Raw genomic sequence first — 24,725 nt, 5'->3', positions numbered from 1 at the left:
TTGTTTAGGGGTTGTGAGTCGGATAAGAAGTTATGAGGGCCTCATGCCAACCCTTCTCCAAAAGAGAAGGGTTTAAAATAAATATTTATAAAACTGAAGTCCTCTCCAAAGGAGAGGACTTAGGTGAGGCTATATGAATTTCTCTTTTTTTTAAGAGGATTTAGGTGAGGCCAGTTAGCTGAATATCCGCACAACCATTAATCCGCCAAAGTAGAGCAGCATACAACCTGCGCTGATAAAATTCATGCGCATGGCATTTTTGTAATTGGCGTTTGCTGTTGATTTGCCCACCAGGTAAAACCAGTAGTTGAAAAAGATAAATACTGGCGCAGAGCAGACTAAAAATACGTAAAAGGGCAGTAAGGAAATATGGTGCCAGTAGATAAAAGTAAGCGCAATAGCCGTTGCAAACAACGCTCCTGAAAATATAAACGAGCCTTTATATCCCAGCACAATGCTTAAAGTACGGTCGCCTCGGCTGCTGTCTTCCTCGTGTTGATAAACCTGGGTTAAGGGATATGATGCGCCAATAAGCAAAGAGCTTATGACACCGGCAATAATAAAATGGGTATCCCACTTGTTAAAAATACTAACGCCTGCAAGGGCGGTGTAGGTAGTCCAGTATATAAAACATCCCTGAAAGATAAACACAGTTAAAAAGCTGATGACTGGATATTTTTTTAACCGGGTTGAGGGGTGGCTGTATAACTTTGACATGATACCATAAAGCAATACGGCCGCGGCAAATTGCCAGCTTATGAATAAACCGAGTAAAAAGGCAAGCGCTTCGATAAATATCGAAAAATAATAAAGTGATATATCTACGGCTGGCGGTTTCTCGAGTAAGCCTATACTATCTTCATCCCTGTCAAAATAGCTGTTATAACCATTGCTTGCCGGGAAAGCCAGAAAATGCCAGATAAAAAAGATCAAAACGGCTTTTCCGGTTATTATCTGCGGCGCCTGGCTGTATGCGAAGCAAAATACAGGCAATAAAAAAAGGGAAAATACAAAGCGCAGATGTGCAATTGCCGAACGTGTGGGAATTAAATGTTTTAACATTAGTAAACCAAGGTAGTAATACTTACGTCATATATTTTATATATGTTTGAATACATTAGTAAAAATATGAAAAAGTATATTCTTATTACGTTGATGTTGGCAGCTACGGTTGCCTTTGCACAGGTAAAACAAACAGTAACCAGATCATCTGTTAAATACCAGATCAAAAATATGGGTATCAATACCGATGGTGTATTTGGCGAGGTTGCCGCTGATATCCGTTTTGATGATGCTCATCTGAATACCAGCAGCATTGATGCCTCAATTGATGCGGCAAGCATTAATTCTGAAAACAACATGCGCGATAACCACCTGAAAAGCAATGACTATTTTGATGTGCAGAAGTATCCGAAAATTACCATGAAGTCGGTATCATTCAAACGCAAAAGCGCAGGCAACTATACAGGTGTTTTTAACGTAACTATAAAAGATAAAACAAAAAGCATTGAGGTGCCTTTCACCTATACTGAAAAGGGTGAAGCCGCCGTTTTTAAGGGAAGTTTTAAAATTAATCGCCAGGATTTTGGCGTAGGTGGTAAAAGTTTAATGCTTAGCAACGAAGCTACCATAACCATAGAAGTAGAAACAAACAAGATACCCTGATTATATATGAGCAGTTGCATAAGCGCAATAGGTACAGCCAACCCTGAAAATAAAATTGACCAGACAGATATTTTTCAGTTTATGGCCAATGCTTTTGCGCTGAATGACATTAACAGATCACGCCTTAAAAGTATTTATGACCATGCCGGAATAAACTATCGTTATTCGGTAATTCCCGACTTTGGTTATACCAATCCGGATGATTTTTCATTCTTTGAGAAAAATGCCGGACTGGAGCCCTTTATTCCTACAGAAAAGCGTATGCAGGTTTACCAGCAGCAGGCAATTAATGTTGCTGTTGAATCTGTTAAAGATTGTTTAAAAGGCCGTTCGGAAGATATATATCAGCAAGTTACCCACTTGATTACCGTTAGCTGTACGGGGATGTATGCACCCGGGCTGGATATTGACCTGGTTGAACGCCTTGCGCTTAACCGCCATACCGAGCGTACCTGTATTACATTTATGGGTTGTTATGGTGCAGTAAACGCACTTAAAACGGCTGATTACATTTGCCGGGCAAACGCAAACGCTAAAGTATTAATCGTAAGTGTTGAGCTATGTACGCTGCACTTTCAAAAACATAATACGCTTGATAACTGGGTGGCTAATTCGCTTTTTTCAGATGGGGCAGCGGCCGTATTAGTTGAAAGCAACGCCCAAGCCGGCAGTATTGCCATGGAAAGTTTTTATACCGAATTTTTGCCGGAAGCCCGTAATGAGATGGGCTGGTATGTAGGCAATACCGGTTTCGAGATGCGTTTAACATCGCGGGTATCTAAACAAATCAAAAATTATATTAAGCCTATAACACACCGTTTGCTTAAACATGCAGGTTTGGATATAGGCAAAATTGGGGCTTATGCCATCCACCCGGGTGGTAAAAAAATACTGGAAGCGGTGGAGCATGCGCTTGAGCTGCCCGAAGAAAGTAATACCTACGCTTACGAGGTATTGCGCGAATACGGAAATATGTCATCAGCCACAATATTGTTTGTGCTTAAAAGAATGATGCAGTCGGGGGATTTTTCCGGCAAACGGATATTAAGTTTCGCCTTTGGTCCAGGCCTTACGGTAGAGGGTATGGTACTTCAAATGCATTAATTATACTGCCATGAGCGATGTAATTATCATTGGCGGGGGGCTTGCCGGTTTATTTAATAGCCTATTGCTTAACCGTGCAGGGCTATCGGTAACTGTAATTGAAAGAAAAACTTATCCTTTTCACCGGGTTTGCGGCGAATATATTTCTAACGAGGTACGCCCGTTTCTTAAAAGCCTTGATATTGATGTTGACGATCTAGGTGCCTCGCACATCAAACGGCTACAGGTAACTTCGGCAAACGGAACAAAGCTATCTCAAACACTTGATTTGGGTGGTTTTGGGTTAAGCCGCTACACGTTTGATCATTATCTTTATCAAAAGGCAGCAGCCGAAGGCGTGAAATTTTTGCTGAATACCCGTGTAGAGGATGTGCAATTTGCCGGTGACGAATTTCAGGTAACTATCCCAAATGAAATTTTGGAAGCTCCCATGGTGATAGGCTCATATGGTAAACGGTCCAATCTTGATCAGAAACTGAAACGGGACTTCTTTTATAAACGCAGCCCTTACCTGGCTGTAAAGTTTCATATTAAGACTGATTTTCCGGATGATGTGATCCAGCTCAATAATTACCAAAATGGGTACTGCGGTATCAGCAGGGTAGATGGCGATAAATATTGCATGTGTTACCTGGCACACCGCGATGATCTGCGTAAATACGGCAACCTGGCAGAGCTGGAACAAAACATAATACTTAAGAACCCGTACCTGCGCCAGATTTTCACCAACGCAGAGTTTTTGCTGGATAAACCTGAAGTGATCAATGAGATCTCTTTTGAAAAGAAGCAGCCCGTTGAACAACATATTTTAATGAGCGGTGACACTGCCGGCATGATTGCACCGCTTTGCGGCAACGGCATGACGATGGCGATACACTCGGCAAAGATCCTATCTAACATTGTCATCAAGCATTATCAGGCTGGCAATTTCAATGCGCAGCGCCGTGGCTTGCTTGAACAGGAATACACAACCGTTTGGAACAAGCACTTTGCACAGCGCCTTTGGATAGGCAGGCAATTGCAGCGCTTGTTTGGAAATAATACCACAACCGATCTTACACTCCGCGCCCTGAAAATGTTGCCTCCGGTAACAAATTATCTTATTAGTAAAACGCATGGCAAACCTTTTGCCTGATGCGTCGATTTATATAATAAAGATAATTTATGATTGACCTGAGCGAGCGTTCGGTAGCAGCCGAATTAATGGATGATTTTAACCTGCCCTCAAGCGAGATTGACCCGGTATTGGCCGGCCTTGCTAAAATGAATGCATTGTTTGGCGGCCATCAGTCCATCATAAATGCTTTAAAACAATTTCCGGTCGATAATAAAAATATCATAAGCGACTGGGGTTGTGGAGGCGGGGATGTGCTGATAGCCATTGCGCAATGGGCGCGAAAACTTAATATAAATTTAAAACTGACCGGTGTTGATGCCGCTCCTGCTGCTATTAACTTTGCCCGGCAACAATCAGCCGCTTTTCCTAACATCGGTTATGTAAAGGCTGATGTTTTGCAGGATAATTTTGCAGAAAATCAGTTTGATGTTATTATCTCAAGCTTATTTACGCATCATTTTACAGATGATGAGTGGGTAGCCCTCATCAGCAAAATGTATCGGGCGGCTAAAAGGGGCATCATTATTACAGACCTTCACCGGCATTGGGTGTTGTATTATGCAGTTGTAGCTATAACAAGGCTGTTTAATAATAAAATGGCCAGTTATGACGGGCCACTTTCTGTGCAGCGCAGCTTTACACGCAAAGAATTAAAAAAACTGCTGGCAATGGCCGGTATAAAAAATTACAGATTACAATGGAGATGGGCCTTCAGATGGCGTATCGTAATTTATAAGTCGTAGATTTAGATTATGAAATTTCGTGTACTCATATTTATTAATGCCCTTGCGGTAGCCCTCGCGTTGTCGGCCGTTAATTACTACTTCCGGCATAATTGGTACGACATGAGCATCACCTTTGGCGCCAGCTTTCTGATCAGCTTTGTGGTCTTCTATTACCTTATCGAAAAATATGTTTACTCGAAGATCAAGATCATCTACAAGCTGATTCACAACCTGAAGCTTGGCCGCGACCTTCGCGATGCCTTAGGTGAGAGTACCAGCGCTGACCCGATCAATGATGTAGAAAAAGAAGTGAAGGAATGGGCTCGTCAGAAAAAAACGGAAATTGATGCGCTTAGAAGCCAGGAGAAATTTCGCAGAGAATTTCTTTCCAATATCTCGCACGAGTTTAAAACCCCGCTTTTTGCCATACAGGGTTATATTGATGCCATCGTAGACGATGATTTTGAAGATGTGGACATGGCACGCCAGTTTCTGCAAAAAGCATCAAAAAACGTTACCCGCTTAACTTATCTGATTAAGGACCTGGATGAAATTTCAAAACTCGAAAGCGGAGAGATCCCTATTAACTACAGCAAGTTTAAAATTAACGACCTGATTAAGGAAGTGCTGGAATCCATGGAAATGAAGGCGAGCCAGCACCATATTAGGCTTGTTTTTAAGCAAAAATATGATGAACCTATTTTGGTTAATGCCGACAGAAATAAGATTACACAGGTGCTTACCAATTTGTTGGATAACGCGTTAAAATATGGTAAAGAAAATGGTACTGCTGCCGTAAGTCTTTTTGAATTGCATGACCAGGTTTTAATTGAAGTAACAGATGACGGCCATGGTATTGAAGAAAAAAACCTGAACCGTTTGTTCGAGCGTTTTTACCGTACCGACTCCAGCCGATCACGCGAGATAGGTGGTTCTGGCTTAGGTTTAGCCATTGTAAAACATATAGTTGAGGCACATCAGCAAACCATAAGCGTACGCAGTACAGAAGGTATTGGCTCTACTTTCGGCTTTACGTTACAGAAAGTACATCAGGGTTTGCCGCTTCCTTTTCAGACTTTACCTGGATTAAAGAGTTAACATTAACTTAACATAGTAACCGTACATTTGTCAAAATTAGTATCATGTCACTAAACAGTATTTTCCAGTATTTTGTACCGAAAGATAAAAAAGTATTTTTCCCATTGTTTGAACAAGCTGCAAGTAATGTAGTTGCTATGGCAACTGTGTTAGTAGAAGCAGTGAACACTAACAACACCGCTACCCGCGAAGAGCTGTTTAAACAAATTGACAAACTGGAAAACAAGGGTGACGAAATTACGCACCAGGTTTACCTTGAATTAGGCAAAAACTTCATTACTCCTTTTGACCGTGAAGACATTCACGCTTTAGCCTCAGCTATTGATGATGTGGCTGATAATATTCAGGGTTCGGCTAACCGTATGTTACTGTACCGTATAGAGGAGGTGAACGAGCCGATTTCAAAACTGTCTGAACTGATATTGCAGGCAAGTATTGATTTAGAGAAAGCCGTACGCGAACTGAAAGATCTTCGTAATGTGCGTAACATTGCAGATTCATGCATCCGCATCAACAGCGTTGAAAACCAGGCAGATTATGTGTTTGACCGCGCCGTTGCCGACTTGTTCCTTTACGAAAAAGACGCACTAAAAGTAATTAAGCATAAAGAGATATTGGCAGCCTTAGAGACAGCCACAGATATGTGTGAAGACGCAGCCAACGTTATGGAATCTATCTTAGTTAAAAACGCCTAAGCAATATAAACTTTTCATGGTTACTACGATACTCGTTGCAGTAGTTATACTGGCCCTTGCGTTTGATTTTATCAACGGCTTTCACGATGCCGCCAACTCAATAGCTACCATTGTATCAACAAAGGTACTTACGCCGTTTCAGGCTGTGTTATGGGCTGCTGCATTCAACTTTCTGGCCTTCTTTTTAATTAAAGACCATAAAGTAGCAAATACCATAGCCAAAACAGTATTTGAACAGTACATCACCATTCATGTAATTCTTGCCGGGCTTATTGCGGCAATTACCTGGAACCTGATCACCTGGTGGTTTGGTATACCTTCAAGCTCGTCGCATACGCTGATAGGTGGTTTTGCAGGCGCAGGTATGACAAATGCCCTGTTTTTGGGTGTAAACCCGATGCATGCGGTAAACTTTGGTCCTATCATCAGCATTGTACTTTTTATATTTCTGGCGCCAATTATCGGCTTAATTATCGGTGTAATCATCAATATCCTGATCTTGCATATCTGTAAAAATGCCCGCCCGGCAATAGCCGAAAAGTGGTTTAAGCGTTTACAGTTGGTATCGTCAGGTGCATTGAGCTTTGCACACGGTGGTAACGATGCGCAAAAGGTGATGGGTATTATTTACGTAGCCCTGGTATCGCAAAAGGTGATTTCAAGTGATCATAAAATGCCCGACTGGATCCCGCTGGCTTGTTATACTGCTATTGCGTTAGGTACCATGTCTGGTGGTTGGAAGATCGTTAAAACAATGGGTACTAAAATTACCAAAGTAACACCGCTTGAGGGTGTAAGTGCTGAAACTGCAGGTGCGGTAACTTTATTGATCACCGAGCGTTTCGGTATCCCGGTATCAACTACACACACTATTACAGGTTCAATTATCGGTGTAGGTTTAACTAAACGTGCTTCGGCTGTACGGTGGGGTGTCACCATCAACCTGATCTGGGCATGGATAATTACCATTCCTATTTCAGCTATAGTAGCCGCCCTGGTTTATTCTGTCATTCATTATTTATAGTCTCAAACTAAGCGGCAAGTATTTCGTTTCTTTATTTGCTATGAAGAGAGGGATTTTTACGCTAATGCTGCTGATTGCAGCTATTTCATTAAGTAGTTTTGATAAGGCACCGGCAAGAGTATTGCCCTTGCCTACCAATACCGAAATGATCAGCGGCCTTAAACAGGCGCTTGAACAGGGAACCACTAAAAGTTCAGATCAGCTATCGGCGCTTAACGGCTTTTTCGGCAATGCAGCAGTTAAAATTTTAATGCCGCCTGAAGCTAAGAAAGCAGAAACCACATTGCGTAAGTTGGGATTAAATAAACTTTGTGATAATGTAATTCTTTCGCTTAATCGTGCGGCAGAAAGCGCTGCAGGGAAAGCCAAACCCATCTTCATCAACGCGCTTAAACAAATGACCGTGCAGGATGCTGCCAATATTCTTTTAGGCAGCCAGGATGCAGCTACTCAATATTTCAAACGGACTACTACAGCACAGCTAACTACGCAATTCAGGCCGGTAATCCATACCAGCCTCTCCAATGTAGGCGCAACCAATTTATATAGCCAGCTGGCAACACAGTATAATAAAATTCCGTTTACCTTTAATAAGGTCAACCCCGATCTTGATGATTATGTTACTCAAAAAGCCATTGATGGCCTTTTTTATGAGATTGCGCTGGAAGAACTGAACATCCGCAAAAATTTATCGGCCCGTACAACGCCATTGCTGCAAAAAGTATTTGGCTTTGTTGATCAGAAATTAAAATAATTTAGAAAGCTGCCTGTTTATATGGTGCTTATATCTGACCTTAGTTACTGTTTAACAAGAGATTTTTTCTAAATTTACCAGCTATACATTTGCTCAAATAATAAAAATTTGCCCATGATCGTAATTGGACAAAGTACGCTTCCTTTACAAGACTTTGCTGACATTATTTTCAATAATCAAGAGGTTTCTTTAGATCCTGCTGCTTTAGAAAAAGTAAAAACCAATCATAGTTTTCTTAAAAGCTTTGCTTCAAACAAGCTTATTTACGGTATTAATACCGGTTTTGGGCCAATGGCTCAATACAAAATCAGCGACGAAAACCTGTTGCAGCTGCAATATAATCTGATCCGCAGCCACTCGTCTGGCAGTGGTAACCTGATACCGGCCCATTTGGTTAAAGGCTTAATGGTTGCCCGCTTAAACAGCTTTATGCAAGCCCGTTCAGGCGTGCATCACGAAACTGTTGAACTACTGGTAACGCTGATTAATAAAGGCATAACCCCATGTATTTATGAACATGGAGGAGTGGGTGCAAGCGGCGACCTGGTGCAATTAGCACATTTAGGATTAACACTTATCGGTGAGGGCGAAGTAACCTTTGAAGGTCAGATTCGTGATACTGCCGAAGTGTTTAAAGAGCAGGGAATTAAACCGCTTACCATTTACGGCCGCGAAGGTTTAGCTGTACTTAACGGTACATCAGCTATGACGGGCATAGGTATGATCAACATCATACGTGCTAAAAAGCTGTTGAACTGGTCGGTAATGCTATCGGCCTTAATGAATGAGATCGTTGAAGCTTATGACGATCATTACTCGTACGAGTTAAATGTGGTGAAACGCCACAAAGGCCAGAGTGATATCGGCGTGATGTTGCGCGATGTGCTGAAGGATAGCCAAATGATACGCGACCGTTCTGAGCACTTATATAATCCGGATAACCTGGATCAGGAAGTATTTGAAGATAAGGTACAGGAATATTACTCGCTGCGTTGCGTTACACAGGTTTTAGGGCCTGTACTTGATACCATAAGGCATGCGGAAGAAACCGTAACTAATGAACTGAATTCGGTAAATGATAACCCGGTAATAGACCATGAAAATCAAAACGTTTTTCATGGCGGTAACTTCCACGGCGACTATGTTTCGCTGGAAATGGATAAGCTGAAAACAGCTGTTACCCGTTTATCCATGCTATCAGAACGCCAGTTAAATTATCTGTTAAACAACAAGCTTAACCAGAAATTCCCGCCGTTTGTTAACCACGGCATCTTAGGTTTAAACTTTGGTATGCAGGGTGTGCAATTCACTGCGGTATCAACGGTTGCCGAAAACCAAACACTATCGTTCCCGATGTATGTACACAGTATCCCAAACAATAACGACAACCAGGATATTGTGAGCATGGGTACCAATGCGGCATTGATCGCCAAAAAGGTGATCGATAACTCGTTTGAGGTATTGGCTATTCAGCTGATGTCAATCACGCAGGCAATAGATTATTTAGAGTGTACCGACAGGTTATCCAGCCATTCGTTAACGGTTTACAATAAAGTACGCGAGGTATTCCCGAAATTTGTGGAGGATGCTCCGCGTTATAAAGAACAAAAACAGGTAAAAGAACTTTTAGAAAATAACGATCCATTATAATTAGCTATCTACAATGAAATGTGCATTGGTTACAGGCGGTTCGCGAGGTATTGGCAAGGCAATTTGCATTAAGCTTGCCGAGTTGGGTTACTATGTACTGATCAATTATAAAAGCAATGCCACCGAAGCCGAGCGTACACTTGATATCATCAAACAAATTAACGGCGAAGCAGAATTATTGCCGTTTGATGTGGCTGCTAAAGAGCAGGTACAGGAGGTATTGGGTAAATGGATAGATACCAACCCGGATAAGCACATTGAGATATTAGTGAACAACGCCGGTATCCGCGATGATAGTTTACTGGCCTGGATGAGCGACGAGCAGTGGGACAATGTTTTAGATACTAACCTTAACAGTTTCTTTTACACCACCCGCTTGGTACTTAACAGCATGATGATGCAGAAGTATGGCCGGATCATTAACATAGTTTCATTATCAGGCTTAAAAGGCTTGCCTGGGCAAACCAATTATTCGGCTGCCAAAGCAGGTGTAATTGGCGCTACCAAAGCACTTTCACAGGAAGTGGGCCGGCAAGGAATTACTGTAAATGCGCTTGCTCCCGGTTTTATCAAAACTGATATGACCGAAGGGCTGGATGAAAAGGAGTTGCGGGCTTTAATCCCTGTTAGGCGTTTCGGTTTACCCGAAGAGGTTGCCCATGCGGCGGCATTCCTGGCATCGCGCGAAGCGGCGTACATCACCGGCCAGGTGTTATCAGTTAACGGCGGTTTATATTCTTAAATATGTTTCCGCAAAACGCTGTTCCGCTTATTCCGCAAAAGGAGCCATTTGTATTGGTAGATACCTTGCTGTATGCAGATGAAACCTCAGCAAGATGTGGTTTCACCATCCCCGAAAGCCATGTACTGGTAAACAACGGTTATTTTACCGAAGGTGGTTTGCTCGAAAACATAGCACAAACAGGAGCAGCACACGCAGGCTATCTTGCTCAGCAAAACAATGAAGAAGTTAGGGCCGGATTTATAGCATCGGTAAAAGACCTCGTTGTATTTTCTTTGCCCAAAGCAGGTGATGAGCTGCAAACAGAAGTAACTATTGAAAATAATATTGCCGGTGTAAACGTTGCTTTAGGTACTGTATGGAACAATGGCGATATAGTTGCCACTTGTGAAATGAAGATATTTATACAGGAGGCAAGCGAATGAGTGCAGGTAGAGATTGTTACATTATAGCCGATAACATATATGCTCCGTTAGCCAATACCACGGCATCTAATTTTGAGCAGTTGCTGAAAGGCGAGTCTGCTGTACATGTTCATAACCGCCCTGATTTATCAGAAGTACCATTGGCTGCATCTTTGTTTAATAAAGATGAATTTGCAGAAAAGGAAATATACTCAAAATTCGAGCAACTGCTTATCGCTTCTGTTCAGGAAGCATTAAACCAAACTGATATAGCAGTTAATAGTCCGCGTACTGGATTAATTATCTCTTCCACAAAAGGGAATATCGCTTTGCTGGAAGATCACCCTTACAGCGCGGAATTGCAGAAAAGGATTGCGCTTACTACTTCGGCAGATCTTGTAGCAAATTATTTTGGTTTTGTGAGCAAACCTGTTGTCATATCTAATGCCTGTATATCGGGTGTTATGGCAACGGTAACAGCCATGCGGTTAATTAAATCAGGGTTATATGATGATATTGTAGTTACCGGAGCTGATGTGGTATCAAAATTTATTGTTTCAGGCTTTCAATCGTTCCAGGCGCTAAGTGCTACGCAATGCAAGCCATTTGATAAGGATCGTACAGGTTTAAATTTGGGAGAAGGAGCAGCTACGGTGATCTTATCTTCAAATGAAAAATATAGGGGTAGCATCAGGGTTACAGGTGGCGGAATCAGTAATGATGCCAATCACATCTCCGGGCCGTCAAGAACCGGCGAGGAATTAGCGCATGCCATAAAGCAGGCTATGCATACCGCCGGCCTTAAGCCACAGGGTATCGACATGATATCGGCCCACGGTACCGCTACGCCATACAACGATGAAATGGAGGCTAAAGCGTTAACCATTGCCGGGCTTGCCAATGCGCCTTTAACAGGTTTGAAAGCGGTTTACGGGCATACGCTGGGAGCCGCAGGGCTTATTGAAGCTATTATAACTGCGGAAAGTATGCGGAGAAGCATTATTTTGCCTACTGCCGGGTTTCATGAAACAGGGACGGCTCCTTTAAATATCAGCACATCAATAACCAGGACAGATATCCATAATGCGGTAAAAACTTCTTCAGGATTTGGGGGATGTAATGGTGTATTAATTTTGAGCAAATAAGATGGCAGAAGCGTCTTTACATATCACAGGTAGCTGTATCATTCAGGAGAATGCCATATATCGTAATGGGCAACAAGTACTGAATGTTCCAGATGCTGATATGAATACGTTTTTATTAAGCGCTTATCAGCAGCTTGAACTCAATTATCCAAAGTTTTATAAAATGGATAATCTGAGCAAGCTTGGCTGGCTGGCCTCAGAAGTTTTATTGAAAGATAAACTGCTGCTGCAAATATATCAACCAGAGGGAGTAGGGTTGTTATTAAGTAACCGAAACTCAAGCCTTGATGCCGACGTTAAATACTGGGCATCGGTCCATGATTTTGCAAGCCCGTCGTTATTTGTTTACACCTTGCCAAATATCGTAACGGGTGAAATTTGCATCAGGAATGGGTTTAAAGGCGAAAACGCTTTTTATATTACCGAGGGCTTTAATGCAGATTTTATTCACAAGCAGGTTGCTTACTTAATGAATAATGATATTTTGCAGGTATGTATCTGTGGCTGGGTTGATGTAATAGGAGAGGAATACAAAGCCGCATTGTTTTTAGTAGAAAAAGACAAAGAAGGTGCTGTTTTTACAGATGAAGCATTGGAAAGAGCTTTTAAGTAAAGCACTTAATATTTCAAACAATAGCGTCATTGCGAGGTACGAAGCAATCACAAACTATATAGCTGATCTCATAGCGAGATCAGTAAATGATATAAATTATAAATGAGTTCAAAGGTTTACATAGCAGGATTAGGTGTAATATCAGCCATCGGCAACAATGTTGACGAGTGCTTTGCGGCATTGAAAAGCGGCGAAGCTGGCATAGGCGATATTAACTATCTAAAAACCATTTACAAGCATGAAATCCCTGTAGCCGAAGTAAAGCTTGATAATACAGCGCTTGCTTCAATGGCGGATATGCCTGAGCATGTAAGCCGTACAGCATTGTTAAGCACTGTTGCAGCAAAAGAAGCACTTAACGACTCGGGTGTTAAAAATATAGAAGGCCTGCGTATCGGGTTTGTATCGGCTAATACGGTTGGTGGTATGGACAAAACTGAGCGGTTTTACGAAGAGTTTATCACCGACCCCGATGCAGGAGAGATTGAACAGGTACGCAACCACGGCTGCGGGAATATTACAGAATTAGTTGCCGACCAATTAGGGGTAAACCACTATACCACTACCATCAGTACCGCATGTTCATCATCTGCTAATGCCATATTTTATGGTGCAAGGCTAATCAGGAGCGGTATGGTTGATGTCGTGATAGCGGGTGGTGTGGATGCCTTTACCAAGTTTACCCTGAACGGCTTTAATACCTTAATGATCCTCGACCGTAATTTTTGTAAGCCATTTGACGAAGAGCGTAAAGGCCTTAACCTGGGCGAAGGCGCAGCTTACGTAGTTTTAGTGTCTGAACAGGTGGCACAGCGTTTAGTCAAAAAACCTTACGCAACACTTAGCGGTTATAATAATAGTAACGATGCTTATCACCAAACGGCATCGTCGCCGGATGGAGACGGACCTTACTTAGCCATGCAGGGCGCACTTAAAAAAGCTAACCTGCAACCGGCAGATATCGATTATATTAATTTGCATGGCACGGGTACGCCTAACAACGATGCCTCGGAAGGCAGAGCTATTACACGCATTTTTGACGGAAATTACCCGCCTCTAAGCTCTACCAAATCATATACTGGTCACACTTTAGGCGCAAGCGGTGCTGTTGAAGCTGTTTTTTCTGTATTAGCGCTTCAGCATGGGGTAATTTATCCTAATTTACGTTTCGAAACACCAATGAAGGAATTGCCTTTCACTCCTCAAAAAGATTTGCTGCAAGGCCAGGAAATAAATCATGTACTGTCAAACTCTTTCGGATTCGGCGGGAATTGTTCATCATTAATATTTTCAAAAGTATAATGGCGAAGATTTATATCCGGTCGGCATCTTGTATATCGCCGCAAAATACTTTTGGTGATGTTCCGCTTTTGACTGACATTGTTCAATACAATGAACCGCGCTTAAGGGTAATAGAGCCAGACTACAGGCAATTTATGGATCCCAAGCAGAGCCGCCGCATGAGCAGGGTCATCCGCATGGGGGTAGCTGCCGCGAAAGATTGTTTGCAACATGCAGGGGCAGATATGCCTGATGCTATTGTTACCGGAACTGCCTATGGTTGTGTTGAAGACACTGGGATATTTTTAACACGTATTATTGAGCAGGAAGAAGAGATGCTGTCGCCAACGGCATTTATTCAATCAACACATAATACGGTGGCAGCGCAAATTGCCCTGGCGTTAAAATGCCATGCCTATAACAATACCTTCGTTCATAAGCATTTTTCTTTTGAAAGTGCTCTGCTGGATGCTGCCATGCTAATGGAAGAAGGCGAAGCTGCAAATGTACTGGTAGGCGGAACAGACGAAATCACTGATATTAACTACGCTATATTTAAACGTTTTAACCTTTTTAAAAAAGGCGAGTTCGTAAATACCAACCTTTACGCCGACAAAACACCCGGAACTGCAGGTGGAGAGGGGGCGGCTTTCTTTTTATTAGCCAATGAAGCATCAGAAACGGATTTAGCTTGTATCAAAGGTTTTGAAACAGTTTACAAGCCAGCCGATATTAAAAAGAATATCAGCCAGTTTTTAGAAAGATATGAAACAAGCCTTACTGGTATAGATCTGGTAATTTCTGGCCGAAATGGTAATGAAGCCACAGATATATTACCTGCCGAGCTTGAGAATGAATATTTTGCCGGTATCCCCGTTATTAATTATAAACATCTGTGCGGTGAATATCCGGTGGCATCGTCATTTGCACTGTGGCTTGCAACCAATATTGTAAAGCAGCGTAGTTTACCGCCTGTCTTTAATCCTGAAGTTGCTGTCTTGGGTGAAATTAAAACCGTGTTGATCTGCAACCAGTATCAAAATAAATATTGGTCGTTAATGTTGCTTACGGCATGCTAAAAGGAAATCTGTATCAAATTTCTGATCTGCAATTTCAGCATGGCATTGTCAACGCCACCATAAGGCTTGATGCAGGGCATGAAATATTTAAAGGGCATTATCCTGCACATCCGGTATTACCCGGCGCCTGCATGCTGGAGATGATCAAAGAAGTTTTGAGCGATGCGTTGGTCAAACCACTCATGATGCACAAAGCCACTCAAATCAAATTTTTGAAAATGATTGATCCCCGTGAAAATAGGGAGTTAAAGTTGGAAATAAAGCTAAGTGAGGATGAAGGTGCTTACAAGGCTAATGCTACGTTAATAGTAGCAGGCTCAGCAGCTTTGAAATTTCAGGGAGTTTTTAAGTAGATAGTTACCTTTTGTCATCCTATGTTTGTGAGGAATCTATAAGTTAGGTTAAGCATATCTCAGAAGATCTCTCGCCATGCTCGAGATGACAGTATGGTATCCAAATTAATTTGGGATTCTGAGCATCGCGAAGAATCTGTATTTTAAATCACAATAGTTATTTATAGATTCTTCACTTCGTTCAGACTAACAGGACGATCTTTATAATTATTAATTTGAAACTTCAGGTGGAATAGCTGTATAGTTATTTTGTCATTCCGAACGTATGTGAGGAATCTATTAATTAAACAAGATTCTTTACATACGTTCAGATGAGTTTTGTTATGCAATTACTTTGTAGAATGCTCTGCAATGTAATCAGCCATTGAGTTTACGTCGGTTAAAATCTTACGGCCGTCTTTAGGATCTTTAATGGTAATGCCGTATTCTTTTTTTAACAGAACAATAAGTTCAAGCGAGTCGATAGAGTCAAGCCCTAAGCCATCACCAAACAACGGTTCATCATCTTTAATATCTTCTGGTTTAAGGTCGGTAAGGTTCAAAAATTGTATGATCTGTGCTTTCAGCTGTTGTTTCAGCGCTTCTTTTTCCATTATATCAGGTTCTTTCTTTTTAATCCAATAAACGACACTAACTGAAAAATTAGTGTAATTATGAGCAAAGGTATAAGATTAGGAATTACATCGGCTAATCGTCCGCCTTCTAAAAATAATTTATAATAAGCCTCAAGGCACCAATGCAACGGCGAAATTGCGGCTAATGTTTTAAAAAACGCAGGCATAGCAAATATAGGTACCATTAACCCGCCTATGGCCGCTAATATTACTATGGAAATTGCGCCAAGGCTGTTGGCCTGTTCCTGCGTTTGTGCATATACGCCGATACAAATGGCAAAACTTACGGCGCACCATCCGCATAACAATGATACTACGATAAGGGCGAGTATATCTGACGGTGGGTTCAGTATCGGCAACCCTAGATGCGGGAATAGCCACAAGCCCAAGGCAAAGATGACAGCTGCCTGTAATATGGTAACAGCCATATAGCTGATTTGCTTGGAGACAAGATTAATCACAAAGCTTGTAGGCAGGGTTTTAAGCCTGATAAAGCTGCCGCTTAGTTTTTCGCGCACTACGCTGCCACCAAGTGACACCGTGATAAAAAACATAGCAAATACTGTCCATGCGGGTACGTTATGCTGCGATGCATTAGGCGTTGCACTGCTGCCGCTGATAGATACGGGTACCTGGTTGATCTTGGCCTGATTGCTTAATAATTCATTCTCTAATTTAGCAGGTAATGGCGCATTGTTAATAGAGAAGTAAAGCTTGCGAAGTGTTTCGCGGCTTTCTACAATCTGTAACGCGCTCATTAAAGCACCCTGCACCGAAAGCCGGTATGATTCCTGCATTACGGGCTGGTAATATACCGTAAGCGGACTTACCTCTGTTCTTTTTTTTGTGGTGTCACCTTCTAAACCAAAGCTGTTGAGCGCTTTGCCTGTCAGGTTTTTTGCCTTATCGGCAACCTTTACAGAAAAATCTGATGGTATGATAACTGACAGCAAAGCATCATGATCATGCATGCTGATTTTTATTTGCTCATCGGTTTCATTTGATGCAGCGTTTATCAGTTTAAACATCCCGATATGGTCAACAGCCTCTACAAATTGTTTACTGGCTTTTCCTGTATCGCGGTTGGCAATAATGAGCGGAAGTTTGTTTTTATTAACCAACTGAAAGGTACTGCTTTGGATGGCAGTAACTACAATTACCAGCAGTATGGGCATGGCAAACATCAGGATAAGCCCTACCTTATCGCGAAGTAAAACCCTTACATCTTTTTTTATGGCTGCCCAAAGTTTATACATCAATCGCGGTATTTACGGCCGGTTAAATTTAAAAATAAGTCTTCGAGCGAATGTTGGTTATATTGAGCTAAAAGATCATTAAGATCACCACGTGCAATGATCTGTCCCTCGTCAATCAGTGCAACATCATTACAAAGGTCTTCTGCCTCATTTAGCTGATGCGAAGTATAGATAAGGGTAGTACCCTGCTCATTTAACTGATGGAGGTAGTTGATGATAGCATGCCGGCTTTGCACGTCGACACCTACGGTAGGTTCATCGAGTAACAATATAGCAGGATTATGTATAACACCTATAGCCAGATTTACACGGCGTTTCATACCGCCCGAAAACTGCCCCACGGGTTTATTGCGTACATCATCAAGCCCCAGAATTTCTAATAGCTCTACTATACGACGACGTATCTGCATCCCTGATAGCCCGTACATTGCACCGAAAAATTCCATGTTTTCTTTAGGGCTCAATTCGTTATAAAAAGAAAAATCCTGCGGTATAAGCCCGAAAAGTTTATTAACCGACTTATCGCTTACGCCCACCTGCTGCCCAAGCATACGCACGGAGCCTTCTTCTGTACAAAGTAGGCCGGTCATTAAGCTCATTAGCGTGGTTTTACCGGCACCATTTGGACCGAACAACCCAAAGCGTTCGCCTTTGGGTATTTGCAAGCTAAAGCCGTTAAAATGCACACCTTCTTCGTCGTTGTACTGGAACCGGAGGTTCTGTATGTCAATTGCAAAGGGTGCTGTTACGTCCATTTGATGTGATTTAGCGCGGTGAATGCATTGCGCTCAATTTCAGATATTTCTAACAGATAATCACCCATTTTGTTATAATCTTCCTGGCTGCCCAAACGGCCTTTGTAAATACCCGCCGCCTGGATAGCGCCTTCGCGCCACAGGTCGCCTGCCCGGGTAAATTCGTTAGAGATATCCATTAACTCATCTATGGGCCACCATTGAGTAGCTTCCTGCAAAAATGCGGCATACATATACCGGAAACCACCACCACCGGTACCAATTTCTTCCTGCATGCGCACTAACTGCGCCAAGTATGATCCCGCACGTTGCGGCCCCAGGTTATCGCGCCATTTTTTAATGCGCTTGCCTGTAAATTTGATACCCTTTGTCCCTGCAAACCATCCCGGTATGCGTAGCATGTTATCGATGTTTTGTTTGATGCCATGCTTGATGGCTTTTTTTATTACTTCGTCTGTCACTTCTACATGAGCCGCCGGGTAATAAATTTGCCCTTTAGGCGCTAAGGCCCCTTTCGCAAAACGGACCCGCTCCAGTTCATAGCTGGTAAGCATGGTAGGCGTTTCCATAATCGGGTCGCTGATAAGGTAATTGTCTTCCTCTTTGCCAAAAACAATTAAATTATGGGCATTAAAATGAAAACGGTATTCGCGCGGAAAGTAGGACAGGTAATAAACACCTACCTGGCAACCAACAGGCTGGCCGCTTTGCAGTGCATTCTGTAAGTATTGTTCGGCTTCTTCCTTGGATCTGAATTTTTTACGGATAATAGGAATACCGAGTGCTTTGCAGGTACGCTTAAAAATTAAGCCCGGTAACGTGCGGAACGCAATGGCTGGGCCATTATTCACCTTGATAAGCGGTATATAAGCGAAAAATAAACCAGCGCCAATACCAAAAGCCAAAGGCTCGGTAATTTTTTCGGCACCGGCATTTTTTAATAAACTGGAAGTAACACCTGATTCGCAATGAGCAGACTGGCGGTGTGTAAAATCAACTTTCATGCACGGTCATGCTTTTAAGGTCGTTAACCTTAACATTAAACGCTTCGGCGTATTTTTGTAATTTTTTATCTGATAAATTCTTAAACACATCGGGTTTTAAGTGCCGCTTGATCTGCCATTTCCAAAAGCCGGTATAATCGGCCACCAATTGCAAATCCATCAACCGGTATTCCATGAAGAACAACAGCTGACTGGCTTCTCCTGCCTCCACTTTTTTACGCGCTTCTGTGATGCGATTGTCAATGTCATTCCAGGCAACATCAAGCGCCCTGGATTTAATGTCCCAGCCGCTGCTCAGTTCAGTAGTATACTTACCGGTACTATCGGTAGCATAGCATACTTCACGGGTTACTTTGCCCAGTGAGCCATTATCCTGCGGAACATCCTCTTTCTTCATCTGATCAACCTAATGTTTAAACCACGGTAAGCATGGCATACATATAAGAGAAACGCGAGCTTTCTGGTACTAAAAGCAATAACTTTTCACCTTTTTTAAGGCGCCCGCTGTTAAACAGCTCATTTATCATCAGGTATATTGATGCTGCGCCCACATTGCCTACGGTATAAAGGTTGATAAACCATTTTTCGTAAGGGATGCCACCGCCATAGATCTGGATCAGATCATAAATTTTACTGCGGAAGAAATCGCTTGATATGTGTGGCAAAAAGTGATCGATATCATCGGCAGTTAAACCTTTGCGCTCAAATATCTCTTTGATTTTCTGACCACCTAAGGGAACAATATTGTCGCTCAATAAACCAATATCCTGCTTAACGCTGAAGATAGACTTGGTCATTACTTCTTCGGGTGTAAAATCCATGAAACCTTTTAATGTACCGTCTGGCTGTTTCTCGGCACCCATGTACATGCAGGTTTCCATTTCATTAGCGAAAGATACTCCCTCGATCCAGTCGATACGCAGGCTGATGCCTTCCGCGTTCGGCTTGTCGCTCATTAAAAATGCCGATGCACCGTCAGAAAGCATCCAGCGAAGAAAATCTTTTTGAAACGCGATGTACGGATTCTCGTTAAGCTCTTTCAGTTTCTGTGCTTCTTCTTCAAAAACATCAGAAACCAGCAAACCTGAAAACCGCTCAGAACCTGTAGCTACTGCTTTAGTAACATCACCTGTTTTAATAGCAAGATAAGCGTATTTTAAAGCGTGCATGCCAGCACAGCAAACGCCTGAAGGAGATACTACTTCAACAGGGCCAATTTCAGGCATCCATCCGTGTGTCATTACACCGTGGCTAGGCATCATCTGATCTGGCGACGATGTACCGCATGATAGCAGGTCGATCTCTTTTATTTTATCAGGATCATCCTTGAATAGTTCTTTAACGGCAGATGCTGTCATCTGCGCATTGGTATGCGTAGGTTTGCCGCCTTTTGTTAAAGCGTAATAACGGTTGGTAATACCATTATTGCGAAGTACTATTTTCTTTGATTTAGAAGGTTTATTATCGATATAACCCAGGTAAGCTTCCATTTCATCGTTTGAAACAGGCTCGTTTGGGAAATATGCCGATGTCGCATTAATATATACCGTATTGCCAGACATGTATGTTTTAATTAAGTAGCAAGTAATGTTTTTTCTTGTTCCGTATTTGTTTCCCTGTAAAAGGGCGTATTAAAAAAGCATCTAATGTAAGCAGAATAGGGGCGCCCAAAAATAGTGCAATAAATAGATAATATTTAAAGGCCTCTGTCCACGGCAGCTGGTTTTTGCGTTTAACAATGATTTTGGCCCATGCTTTAAAAATATGTTTAGCCTTGCCTTCAATTACCATTAATGGGTATTTGATCATCACTGCGCCTTTATCAACCAGTTGCTGCTGTAGCCCTTCCCAGTTTCCGCTTAGTAAATGTTTATTTACTATTTCGCCATAAACAGCTGTTTTTTTGATGTCCTCATCAGAAACACCAGGTTTGGGGAAAATGTTGAGGTAACGTTCTTTTTTTCCTTTCAGCATCCAGTAAAAAATAGTGACGAAGCTTACCGGGTTCGAGTGCCTGTCTACAAGCGCCACGTTGCCCACATGTTTAGCGCCTGCGTCAGCAAGTAAAAGCTTAATCTTGTCAAAAGCATTAAGCCACATGTTGCGGCCGGCACTGATGGTTACAACAGGTGTATCTTTAATTACAGCTTTAAATTTTTCGTCCTGAAGTAAGGTACTCGATGGGATACTTGGTGATAAAAACCAGGGCTGATAGCCTAAAATGATCAGGTCGTACTTGTTTTCGTTTAGCGTGTAAGGCTGCAATGGTCTTGGGTTACCCATCACGCAATCGGGCATTACGCTGAAAAATCGTTTACCGGTCCACGGGAAATCAAAGTTGGTAACCGGATGTACCTGTACCTTTTCAACCGTTACATCAGGCGCAGCAATTGTTGATGTAAAGGCATCAATAATTTCCTGCATCTGCCCCGACTGGGTATAGTATATAGCTAAAACCTTTTTTCCCACGTTACAAAATTACAAATCTTCCGGACGTAACACTTTAGAGGTTTTGCTATACTCTTTTATGGCATGTTGTACTACCGGCGACTGGTTTTTAAAATGGGCAATTACATAAGCCTTATCAGCACTGATGTCGCTTTTATATTTTACAATGTTGGGGGCGTGTTCCTGAATGGTGAGGCGCAAAAAATGAAGTTCTGTATTGGTGCTATCAGTATTATAAGCCTGCTGAAATTTAATGCGGCCATTTTTAAAGTATTTAAGCTTGGTTTTAGGGATGGTTACCAACCCCGCTTTACGCATTAAAAGCGCACCTTCATAGCCGTTATATTCGCTGCCTGCATTTTCAAGTATAGTTAGCATAGCATTTACCTGTTTTAAATCACCAGAAGCCATAGCTTCATAAAATGCTGATTTTTCAAATTTTTGAAATAACCCGGCAGCATGCGCTAAACTGCAAAACAGTAATACAAAGGAGACGGCTATTAACTTTTTTCTCATAGATAGATACAGTGCGGTATCAAACATAATAAAATATAAACGGGTGTACAACCTTAATGTGTCGCCCAATGTTTGATGCCGGAAATGCGCGATGGTTTAATTGGGGGTGGGTGATGTATTACTTGCTAATATTTTGACCCCTTGTGAAAGTTATTGCCATAGCAGTGACGGTGCTTTCCCCTTTCAAGGGAAGACTATTAGCTGTGGTGTTTTTACTGTTGTTGCTAAAGGGGTATGTAAGTAGCTTTTGACCCCTTATGAAAATTTGTGCCCCGGCAGTATCAGTGCATTCCCCTTTAAAGGGGAAGTTTACAGGCAGTGCGGTATTACTGACTTTACTAAAGGGGTAATGTGAAATATGTGTTTAATTCTTAACCCCTTGTAAAAATTATTGCCATAGCAGTATCAGTGCACTCCCCCTTAAAAGGGGAAGTTTACAGGCATTGGTATATGTACTGCCTTTAATAAGGGGTATTGTTTAAAGTATGATCAGTTTTGACCTCTTATGAAAGTTTCTGCCTCGGCATTGTCAGTGAATTCCCCTTTTAAGGGGAATACTATAGGCTTTGACGTATTGCTGCCTTTATTATAGGGGTAATTATCCAGTTTATTGATCCCTTATGAAAGTTTCTGCCATAGGAGTATCGTGCATTCCCCTTTTAAGGGGAAGACTATTGGCTGTGGTGTTTTGCTTTTGTTGCTGAAGTGGTATTGTTGAAGTTTACCCCTTATGAAAGCTTCTGCTATGGCAGTATCATTGCGTTCCCCTTTTAAGGGGAATATTACAGGCTGTGAGTGTATCTACTGCCGTTTAATAAGGGGTATAATATTTACATTAACCATTATTCAAAACTTCAACATTCCTCAATTTTTTTTCACATCTTCAGAGGCTAAATATTAAATGACAAAGCCTGCGCCTAAGAAGCTTCGAGCTATACAATTGGTGTTCATCGTGTTTTTTACGGTGGCAGGTGGCCCTTATGGTTTAGAGGAACTGATCGGCTATGCAGGTCAGCATGCATCGTTATTATTACTGGTTGTTACTCCTTTTTTGTGGGATATGCCAGCCATCTTAACCGTTGCCGAGCTTAACAGCATGATGCCGGTTGAAGGCGGTTATTATCAATGGGTAAAACAGGGGCTAGGTACCCGATTTGGGTTTTATGAGGGTTGGTGGACCTGGTTGTACACCTTTATAGATTTGGCCATTTATCCGGTAATGTTTGTACAGTACGGCTCTTTCTTTTTCCCGTGGATGCAGCAGCACCAACTAATGGTTTGCCTGGTGTTTGTTTGGTTATCTGCCGTTATTAATGTACTTGGCATTGCGCAGGTTGGCCGCACATCTATGATATTAAGTGTTGCTGTTTTAGGCCCGGTCTTGATTCTTTTGATAACCGCACTCATTAATCATTCGTTATCTCCTACATTGCCTGCACCATCATTAAAGCATTTGACCTACCCATCGTTGGCTATGGCCTTGTATACAGTAATGTGGAACTGCCTCGGGTGGGACAATGTAACCACTTATGCGGGCGAGGTAGAACGGCCGGTTAAAGCCTATCTATTTGCTGTATTTACAGCCTTCGGCATGACGCTGCTTATTTATATCATCACCATTGTGGTGGCGCAGCAGTCGGGCATAAGCACAAAAGTATTAACCGAACAGCGTTTCCCGGCATTAGGTGTGCTGATAGGTGGCAGATGGCTGGGCATATTTATCGCAGCCGGGGGCATGGCCTGTGCAATGGGTATTTATACAGCCGTATTGTTGTCTGTTAGCCGCATACCCAAGGTAATGGCTGATGATGGTTTGCTGCCAAAAGCTTTAACAAAATTACATCCAAAATTTAATACACCCTACTTATCTATCATTGTTTGCTCGCTGGTGGTTAGCGTGATGGTATTATGGTCGTTTGATGAGTTATTGATTATAGATGTTACTGTATATGGTGCAGGTTTATTTTTAGAGTACCTGACGTTAATTGTACTTCGCATTAAATCGCCGGATGTTATCCGCCCGTTTAAAATACCTTTAAGCACTAGGGCGCTTTGTGGCTGTCTTATCATTCCGGCATCTGTTTATGTGGTTGCATTAACAGGTGCTTTTGTGTCGAAAGAGCAGGCGATTATCCCGGCAGTTTTTGCTTTGCTGGCGCTTTGTACCGCCGAAGTTGCGTGGCAGGTGATTATGTTGGTGAAAGGGAGGGGAGAAGTTCGCGTTTAAATGCTTACTCCGCCTTTAGCCGCGGGGCGCTTTGTTACTTTTTCTTGATAAAAAGTAACCAAAAATCAAGACGAAAAAATCCTTCCACCCGCTCTGGCGTTTTTACGCTTTTGAGTAACGCTATCGCGCCAAAAGCTAAAACGCCATTCACTCCAACGCATGGCCCGCGTTTTTCGTCAGCCCTGCGCACATTCTAAAAACTTATTTAAGAAATTCTTTATGTTATTTAATATTATGACAGCAAGCAGCTTCTGGGTGAAAGCCGGAAGATTTGGTGCGAATGCCTTGCTGCGATTCCGGGATTGGACGGCTTTGCAGAATGGTATATTGCGATAAAGAAGCATTTTGCTGTCTTGGCCTTTTGGTTACTTTGTGGCTAAGACAAAGTAACATCCTGAACTGTAATTGAGTGGCGGCCGACAATAAGTAATATTAAGGGTAAATTGTCAAGCCAAC

At 42.2% G+C, this 24,725-nt stretch carries 26 protein-coding genes; 17 read left to right on the top strand and 9 right to left on the bottom strand.

Going from position 1 to position 24,725, the window contains the following annotated elements; translation table 11 throughout:
- Window positions 1-174: 174 nt before the first annotated feature.
- Window positions 175-1,062, bottom strand: coding sequence for a UbiA family prenyltransferase (locus PQ461_RS19060; RefSeq protein WP_274207140.1), 888 nt, complete (start codon window positions 1,060-1,062; stop codon window positions 175-177).
- A 66-nt stretch (window positions 1,063-1,128) separates the two neighbouring features.
- On the opposite strand from PQ461_RS19060, the gene PQ461_RS19055 reads away from it, so the two are divergent.
- The 16 genes from PQ461_RS19055 to PQ461_RS18980 all read left to right on the top strand — a co-directional run bounded on the left by PQ461_RS19055 (window position 1,129) and on the right by PQ461_RS18980 (window position 15,449).
- Window positions 1,129-1,665, top strand: coding sequence for a YceI family protein (locus PQ461_RS19055; RefSeq protein WP_274207139.1), 537 nt, complete (start codon window positions 1,129-1,131; stop codon window positions 1,663-1,665).
- Window positions 1,666-1,671: 6 nt separating this feature from the next.
- Window positions 1,672-2,769: a type III polyketide synthase gene (locus PQ461_RS19050; RefSeq protein ID WP_274207138.1), complete on the top strand. Its 1,098-nt coding sequence runs from the start codon at window positions 1,672-1,674 to the stop codon at window positions 2,767-2,769.
- Between the two features lie 10 nt (window positions 2,770-2,779).
- Window positions 2,780-3,904 carry an NAD(P)/FAD-dependent oxidoreductase gene (locus PQ461_RS19045; RefSeq protein WP_274207137.1) on the top strand — a complete coding sequence of 375 codons (1,125 nt, stop codon included), beginning with the start codon at window positions 2,780-2,782 and terminating at the stop codon, window positions 3,902-3,904.
- 29 nt (window positions 3,905-3,933) lie between these two features.
- A complete protein-coding gene (locus PQ461_RS19040; protein WP_274207136.1) occupies window positions 3,934-4,629 on the top strand; it encodes a methyltransferase domain-containing protein in 696 nt (231 codons plus the stop codon).
- Between the two features lie 9 nt (window positions 4,630-4,638).
- Window positions 4,639-5,709: a sensor histidine kinase gene (locus tag PQ461_RS19035; protein WP_274207134.1), complete on the top strand. Its 1,071-nt coding sequence runs from the start codon at window positions 4,639-4,641 to the stop codon at window positions 5,707-5,709.
- 44 nt (window positions 5,710-5,753) lie between these two features.
- Window positions 5,754-6,404 (top strand): DUF47 domain-containing protein, encoded by a 651-nt coding sequence (locus tag PQ461_RS19030; protein ID WP_274207132.1) that lies wholly within the window; start codon window positions 5,754-5,756, stop codon window positions 6,402-6,404.
- A gap of 16 nt (window positions 6,405-6,420) precedes the next feature.
- Window positions 6,421-7,428 carry an inorganic phosphate transporter gene (locus PQ461_RS19025; RefSeq protein WP_274207130.1) on the top strand — a complete coding sequence of 336 codons (1,008 nt, stop codon included), beginning with the start codon at window positions 6,421-6,423 and terminating at the stop codon, window positions 7,426-7,428.
- A gap of 40 nt (window positions 7,429-7,468) precedes the next feature.
- The gene (locus PQ461_RS19020) at window positions 7,469-8,182 is read left to right on the top strand and encodes a DUF4197 domain-containing protein (RefSeq protein WP_274207128.1); all 714 of its coding nucleotides are present in this window, start codon (window positions 7,469-7,471) and stop codon (window positions 8,180-8,182) included.
- Between the two features lie 114 nt (window positions 8,183-8,296).
- Window positions 8,297-9,832: a flexirubin biosynthesis tyrosine ammonia-lyase FlxA gene (gene flxA, locus PQ461_RS19015; protein WP_274207126.1), complete on the top strand. Its 1,536-nt coding sequence runs from the start codon at window positions 8,297-8,299 to the stop codon at window positions 9,830-9,832.
- Between the two features lie 13 nt (window positions 9,833-9,845).
- Window positions 9,846-10,574 carry a flexirubin biosynthesis SDR family reductase FlxB gene (gene flxB, locus PQ461_RS19010; RefSeq protein ID WP_274207125.1) on the top strand — a complete coding sequence of 243 codons (729 nt, stop codon included), beginning with the start codon at window positions 9,846-9,848 and terminating at the stop codon, window positions 10,572-10,574.
- 2 nt (window positions 10,575-10,576) lie between these two features.
- Window positions 10,577-10,999: a hotdog family protein gene (locus PQ461_RS19005; protein WP_274207124.1), complete on the top strand. Its 423-nt coding sequence runs from the start codon at window positions 10,577-10,579 to the stop codon at window positions 10,997-10,999.
- Window positions 10,996-12,123, top strand: coding sequence for a beta-ketoacyl-[acyl-carrier-protein] synthase family protein (locus PQ461_RS19000; protein WP_274207123.1), 1,128 nt, complete (start codon window positions 10,996-10,998; stop codon window positions 12,121-12,123). Before PQ461_RS19005 ends, PQ461_RS19000 begins: the two co-directional genes overlap by 4 nt.
- 1 nt (window position 12,124) lies before the next feature.
- Entirely contained in the window at window positions 12,125-12,736 is a 612-nt protein-coding gene (locus PQ461_RS18995; RefSeq protein ID WP_274207122.1) for a hypothetical protein, read from the top strand.
- Window positions 12,737-12,838: 102 nt separating this feature from the next.
- Window positions 12,839-14,038, top strand: coding sequence for a beta-ketoacyl-[acyl-carrier-protein] synthase family protein (locus tag PQ461_RS18990; RefSeq protein WP_274207120.1), 1,200 nt, complete (start codon window positions 12,839-12,841; stop codon window positions 14,036-14,038).
- The gene (locus PQ461_RS18985; protein WP_274207118.1) at window positions 14,038-15,096 is read left to right on the top strand and encodes a beta-ketoacyl synthase chain length factor; all 1,059 of its coding nucleotides are present in this window, start codon (window positions 14,038-14,040) and stop codon (window positions 15,094-15,096) included. Before PQ461_RS18990 ends, PQ461_RS18985 begins: the two co-directional genes overlap by 1 nt.
- Window positions 15,090-15,449 (top strand): ApeI family dehydratase, encoded by a 360-nt coding sequence (locus PQ461_RS18980; RefSeq protein ID WP_274207116.1) that lies wholly within the window; start codon window positions 15,090-15,092, stop codon window positions 15,447-15,449. The genes PQ461_RS18985 and PQ461_RS18980 overlap by 7 nt, the downstream gene beginning before the upstream one ends.
- Before the next feature lie 329 nt (window positions 15,450-15,778).
- Here PQ461_RS18980 and PQ461_RS18975 read toward each other — a convergent pair whose 3' ends face one another.
- Genes PQ461_RS18975 through PQ461_RS18940 form a run of 8 tightly spaced genes read right to left on the bottom strand, consistent with a single transcriptional unit; the run spans window position 15,779 to window position 22,042 of the window.
- Window positions 15,779-16,042: a phosphopantetheine-binding protein gene (locus PQ461_RS18975; RefSeq protein WP_274207114.1), complete on the bottom strand. Its 264-nt coding sequence runs from the start codon at window positions 16,040-16,042 to the stop codon at window positions 15,779-15,781.
- On the bottom strand, window positions 16,042-17,319 hold the full coding sequence (locus tag PQ461_RS18970) for an ABC transporter permease (protein ID WP_274207113.1): 1,278 nt from the start codon (window positions 17,317-17,319) through the stop codon (window positions 16,042-16,044). The genes PQ461_RS18975 and PQ461_RS18970 overlap by 1 nt, the downstream gene beginning before the upstream one ends.
- Window positions 17,319-18,074 carry an ABC transporter ATP-binding protein gene (locus PQ461_RS18965; protein WP_274207112.1) on the bottom strand — a complete coding sequence of 252 codons (756 nt, stop codon included), beginning with the start codon at window positions 18,072-18,074 and terminating at the stop codon, window positions 17,319-17,321. Before PQ461_RS18965 ends, PQ461_RS18970 begins: the two co-directional genes overlap by 1 nt.
- Window positions 18,065-19,078 carry a BtrH-related acyltransferase DarH gene (gene darH / locus PQ461_RS18960; protein WP_274207111.1) on the bottom strand — a complete coding sequence of 338 codons (1,014 nt, stop codon included), beginning with the start codon at window positions 19,076-19,078 and terminating at the stop codon, window positions 18,065-18,067. Before darH ends, PQ461_RS18965 begins: the two co-directional genes overlap by 10 nt.
- Entirely contained in the window at window positions 19,068-19,475 is a 408-nt protein-coding gene (gene DarG / locus PQ461_RS18955) for a flexirubin biosynthesis protein DarG (RefSeq protein ID WP_274207110.1), read from the bottom strand. The genes darH and DarG overlap by 11 nt, the downstream gene beginning before the upstream one ends.
- Before the next feature lie 16 nt (window positions 19,476-19,491).
- Complete coding sequence (gene darB, locus PQ461_RS18950; protein WP_274207109.1) at window positions 19,492-20,640, bottom strand: dialkylresorcinol biosynthesis protein DarB; 1,149 nt, start codon at window positions 20,638-20,640, stop codon at window positions 19,492-19,494.
- Window positions 20,641-20,647: 7 nt separating this feature from the next.
- Window positions 20,648-21,547 carry a hypothetical protein gene (locus PQ461_RS18945; protein WP_274207108.1) on the bottom strand — a complete coding sequence of 300 codons (900 nt, stop codon included), beginning with the start codon at window positions 21,545-21,547 and terminating at the stop codon, window positions 20,648-20,650.
- A 9-nt stretch (window positions 21,548-21,556) separates the two neighbouring features.
- Complete coding sequence (locus PQ461_RS18940) at window positions 21,557-22,042, bottom strand: hypothetical protein (RefSeq protein ID WP_274207107.1); 486 nt, start codon at window positions 22,040-22,042, stop codon at window positions 21,557-21,559.
- Window positions 22,043-22,943: 901 nt separating this feature from the next.
- On the opposite strand from PQ461_RS18940, the gene PQ461_RS18935 reads away from it, so the two are divergent.
- On the top strand, window positions 22,944-24,269 hold the full coding sequence (locus PQ461_RS18935) for an APC family permease (RefSeq protein WP_274207106.1): 1,326 nt from the start codon (window positions 22,944-22,946) through the stop codon (window positions 24,267-24,269).
- The last annotated feature ends 456 nt before the right edge of the window (window positions 24,270-24,725 follow it).

The sequence above is a fragment of the Mucilaginibacter sp. KACC 22063 genome (genome assembly GCF_028736115.1).
Taxonomy (GTDB): domain Bacteria; phylum Bacteroidota; class Bacteroidia; order Sphingobacteriales; family Sphingobacteriaceae; genus Mucilaginibacter.
The sequence above is the reverse complement of the archived record's forward strand: the minus strand, read 5'-3'. Positions and strand labels throughout refer to the sequence as shown.

Excerpts from the sequence above, each read along its gene's own strand:
- PQ461_RS18965 (WP_274207112.1), bottom strand. The coding sequence starts at position 18,074 with ATGGACGTAACAGCACCCTTTGCAATTGACATACAGAACCTCCGGTTC.
- PQ461_RS18970 (WP_274207113.1), bottom strand. The coding sequence starts at position 17,319 with ATGTATAAACTTTGGGCAGCCATAAAAAAAGATGTAAGGGTTTTACTT.
- DarG (WP_274207110.1), bottom strand. The coding sequence starts at position 19,475 with ATGAAGAAAGAGGATGTTCCGCAGGATAATGGCTCACTGGGCAAAGTA.
- PQ461_RS18985 (WP_274207118.1), top strand. The coding sequence starts at position 14,038 with ATGGCGAAGATTTATATCCGGTCGGCATCTTGTATATCGCCGCAAAAT.
- PQ461_RS19000 (WP_274207123.1), top strand. The coding sequence starts at position 10,996 with ATGAGTGCAGGTAGAGATTGTTACATTATAGCCGATAACATATATGCT.
- PQ461_RS19060 (WP_274207140.1), bottom strand. The coding sequence starts at position 1,062 with ATGTTAAAACATTTAATTCCCACACGTTCGGCAATTGCACATCTGCGC.
- PQ461_RS19045 (WP_274207137.1), top strand. The coding sequence starts at position 2,780 with ATGAGCGATGTAATTATCATTGGCGGGGGGCTTGCCGGTTTATTTAAT.
- flxB (WP_274207125.1), top strand. The coding sequence starts at position 9,846 with ATGAAATGTGCATTGGTTACAGGCGGTTCGCGAGGTATTGGCAAGGCA.
- PQ461_RS18940 (WP_274207107.1), bottom strand. The coding sequence starts at position 22,042 with ATGAGAAAAAAGTTAATAGCCGTCTCCTTTGTATTACTGTTTTGCAGT.
- PQ461_RS19025 (WP_274207130.1), top strand. The coding sequence starts at position 6,421 with ATGGTTACTACGATACTCGTTGCAGTAGTTATACTGGCCCTTGCGTTT.
- PQ461_RS19030 (WP_274207132.1), top strand. The coding sequence starts at position 5,754 with ATGTCACTAAACAGTATTTTCCAGTATTTTGTACCGAAAGATAAAAAA.
- PQ461_RS19055 (WP_274207139.1), top strand. The coding sequence starts at position 1,129 with ATGAAAAAGTATATTCTTATTACGTTGATGTTGGCAGCTACGGTTGCC.
- PQ461_RS18975 (WP_274207114.1), bottom strand. The coding sequence starts at position 16,042 with ATGGAAAAAGAAGCGCTGAAACAACAGCTGAAAGCACAGATCATACAA.
- PQ461_RS19050 (WP_274207138.1), top strand. The coding sequence starts at position 1,672 with ATGAGCAGTTGCATAAGCGCAATAGGTACAGCCAACCCTGAAAATAAA.
- PQ461_RS18990 (WP_274207120.1), top strand. The coding sequence starts at position 12,839 with ATGAGTTCAAAGGTTTACATAGCAGGATTAGGTGTAATATCAGCCATC.
- PQ461_RS19040 (WP_274207136.1), top strand. The coding sequence starts at position 3,934 with ATGATTGACCTGAGCGAGCGTTCGGTAGCAGCCGAATTAATGGATGAT.
- PQ461_RS19020 (WP_274207128.1), top strand. The coding sequence starts at position 7,469 with ATGAAGAGAGGGATTTTTACGCTAATGCTGCTGATTGCAGCTATTTCA.
- PQ461_RS19005 (WP_274207124.1), top strand. The coding sequence starts at position 10,577 with ATGTTTCCGCAAAACGCTGTTCCGCTTATTCCGCAAAAGGAGCCATTT.
- PQ461_RS18995 (WP_274207122.1), top strand. The coding sequence starts at position 12,125 with ATGGCAGAAGCGTCTTTACATATCACAGGTAGCTGTATCATTCAGGAG.
- darB (WP_274207109.1), bottom strand. The coding sequence starts at position 20,640 with ATGTCTGGCAATACGGTATATATTAATGCGACATCGGCATATTTCCCA.
- PQ461_RS18935 (WP_274207106.1), top strand. The coding sequence starts at position 22,944 with ATGACAAAGCCTGCGCCTAAGAAGCTTCGAGCTATACAATTGGTGTTC.
- flxA (WP_274207126.1), top strand. The coding sequence starts at position 8,297 with ATGATCGTAATTGGACAAAGTACGCTTCCTTTACAAGACTTTGCTGAC.
- PQ461_RS19035 (WP_274207134.1), top strand. The coding sequence starts at position 4,639 with ATGAAATTTCGTGTACTCATATTTATTAATGCCCTTGCGGTAGCCCTC.
- PQ461_RS18980 (WP_274207116.1), top strand. The coding sequence starts at position 15,090 with ATGCTAAAAGGAAATCTGTATCAAATTTCTGATCTGCAATTTCAGCAT.
- darH (WP_274207111.1), bottom strand. The coding sequence starts at position 19,078 with ATGAAAGTTGATTTTACACACCGCCAGTCTGCTCATTGCGAATCAGGT.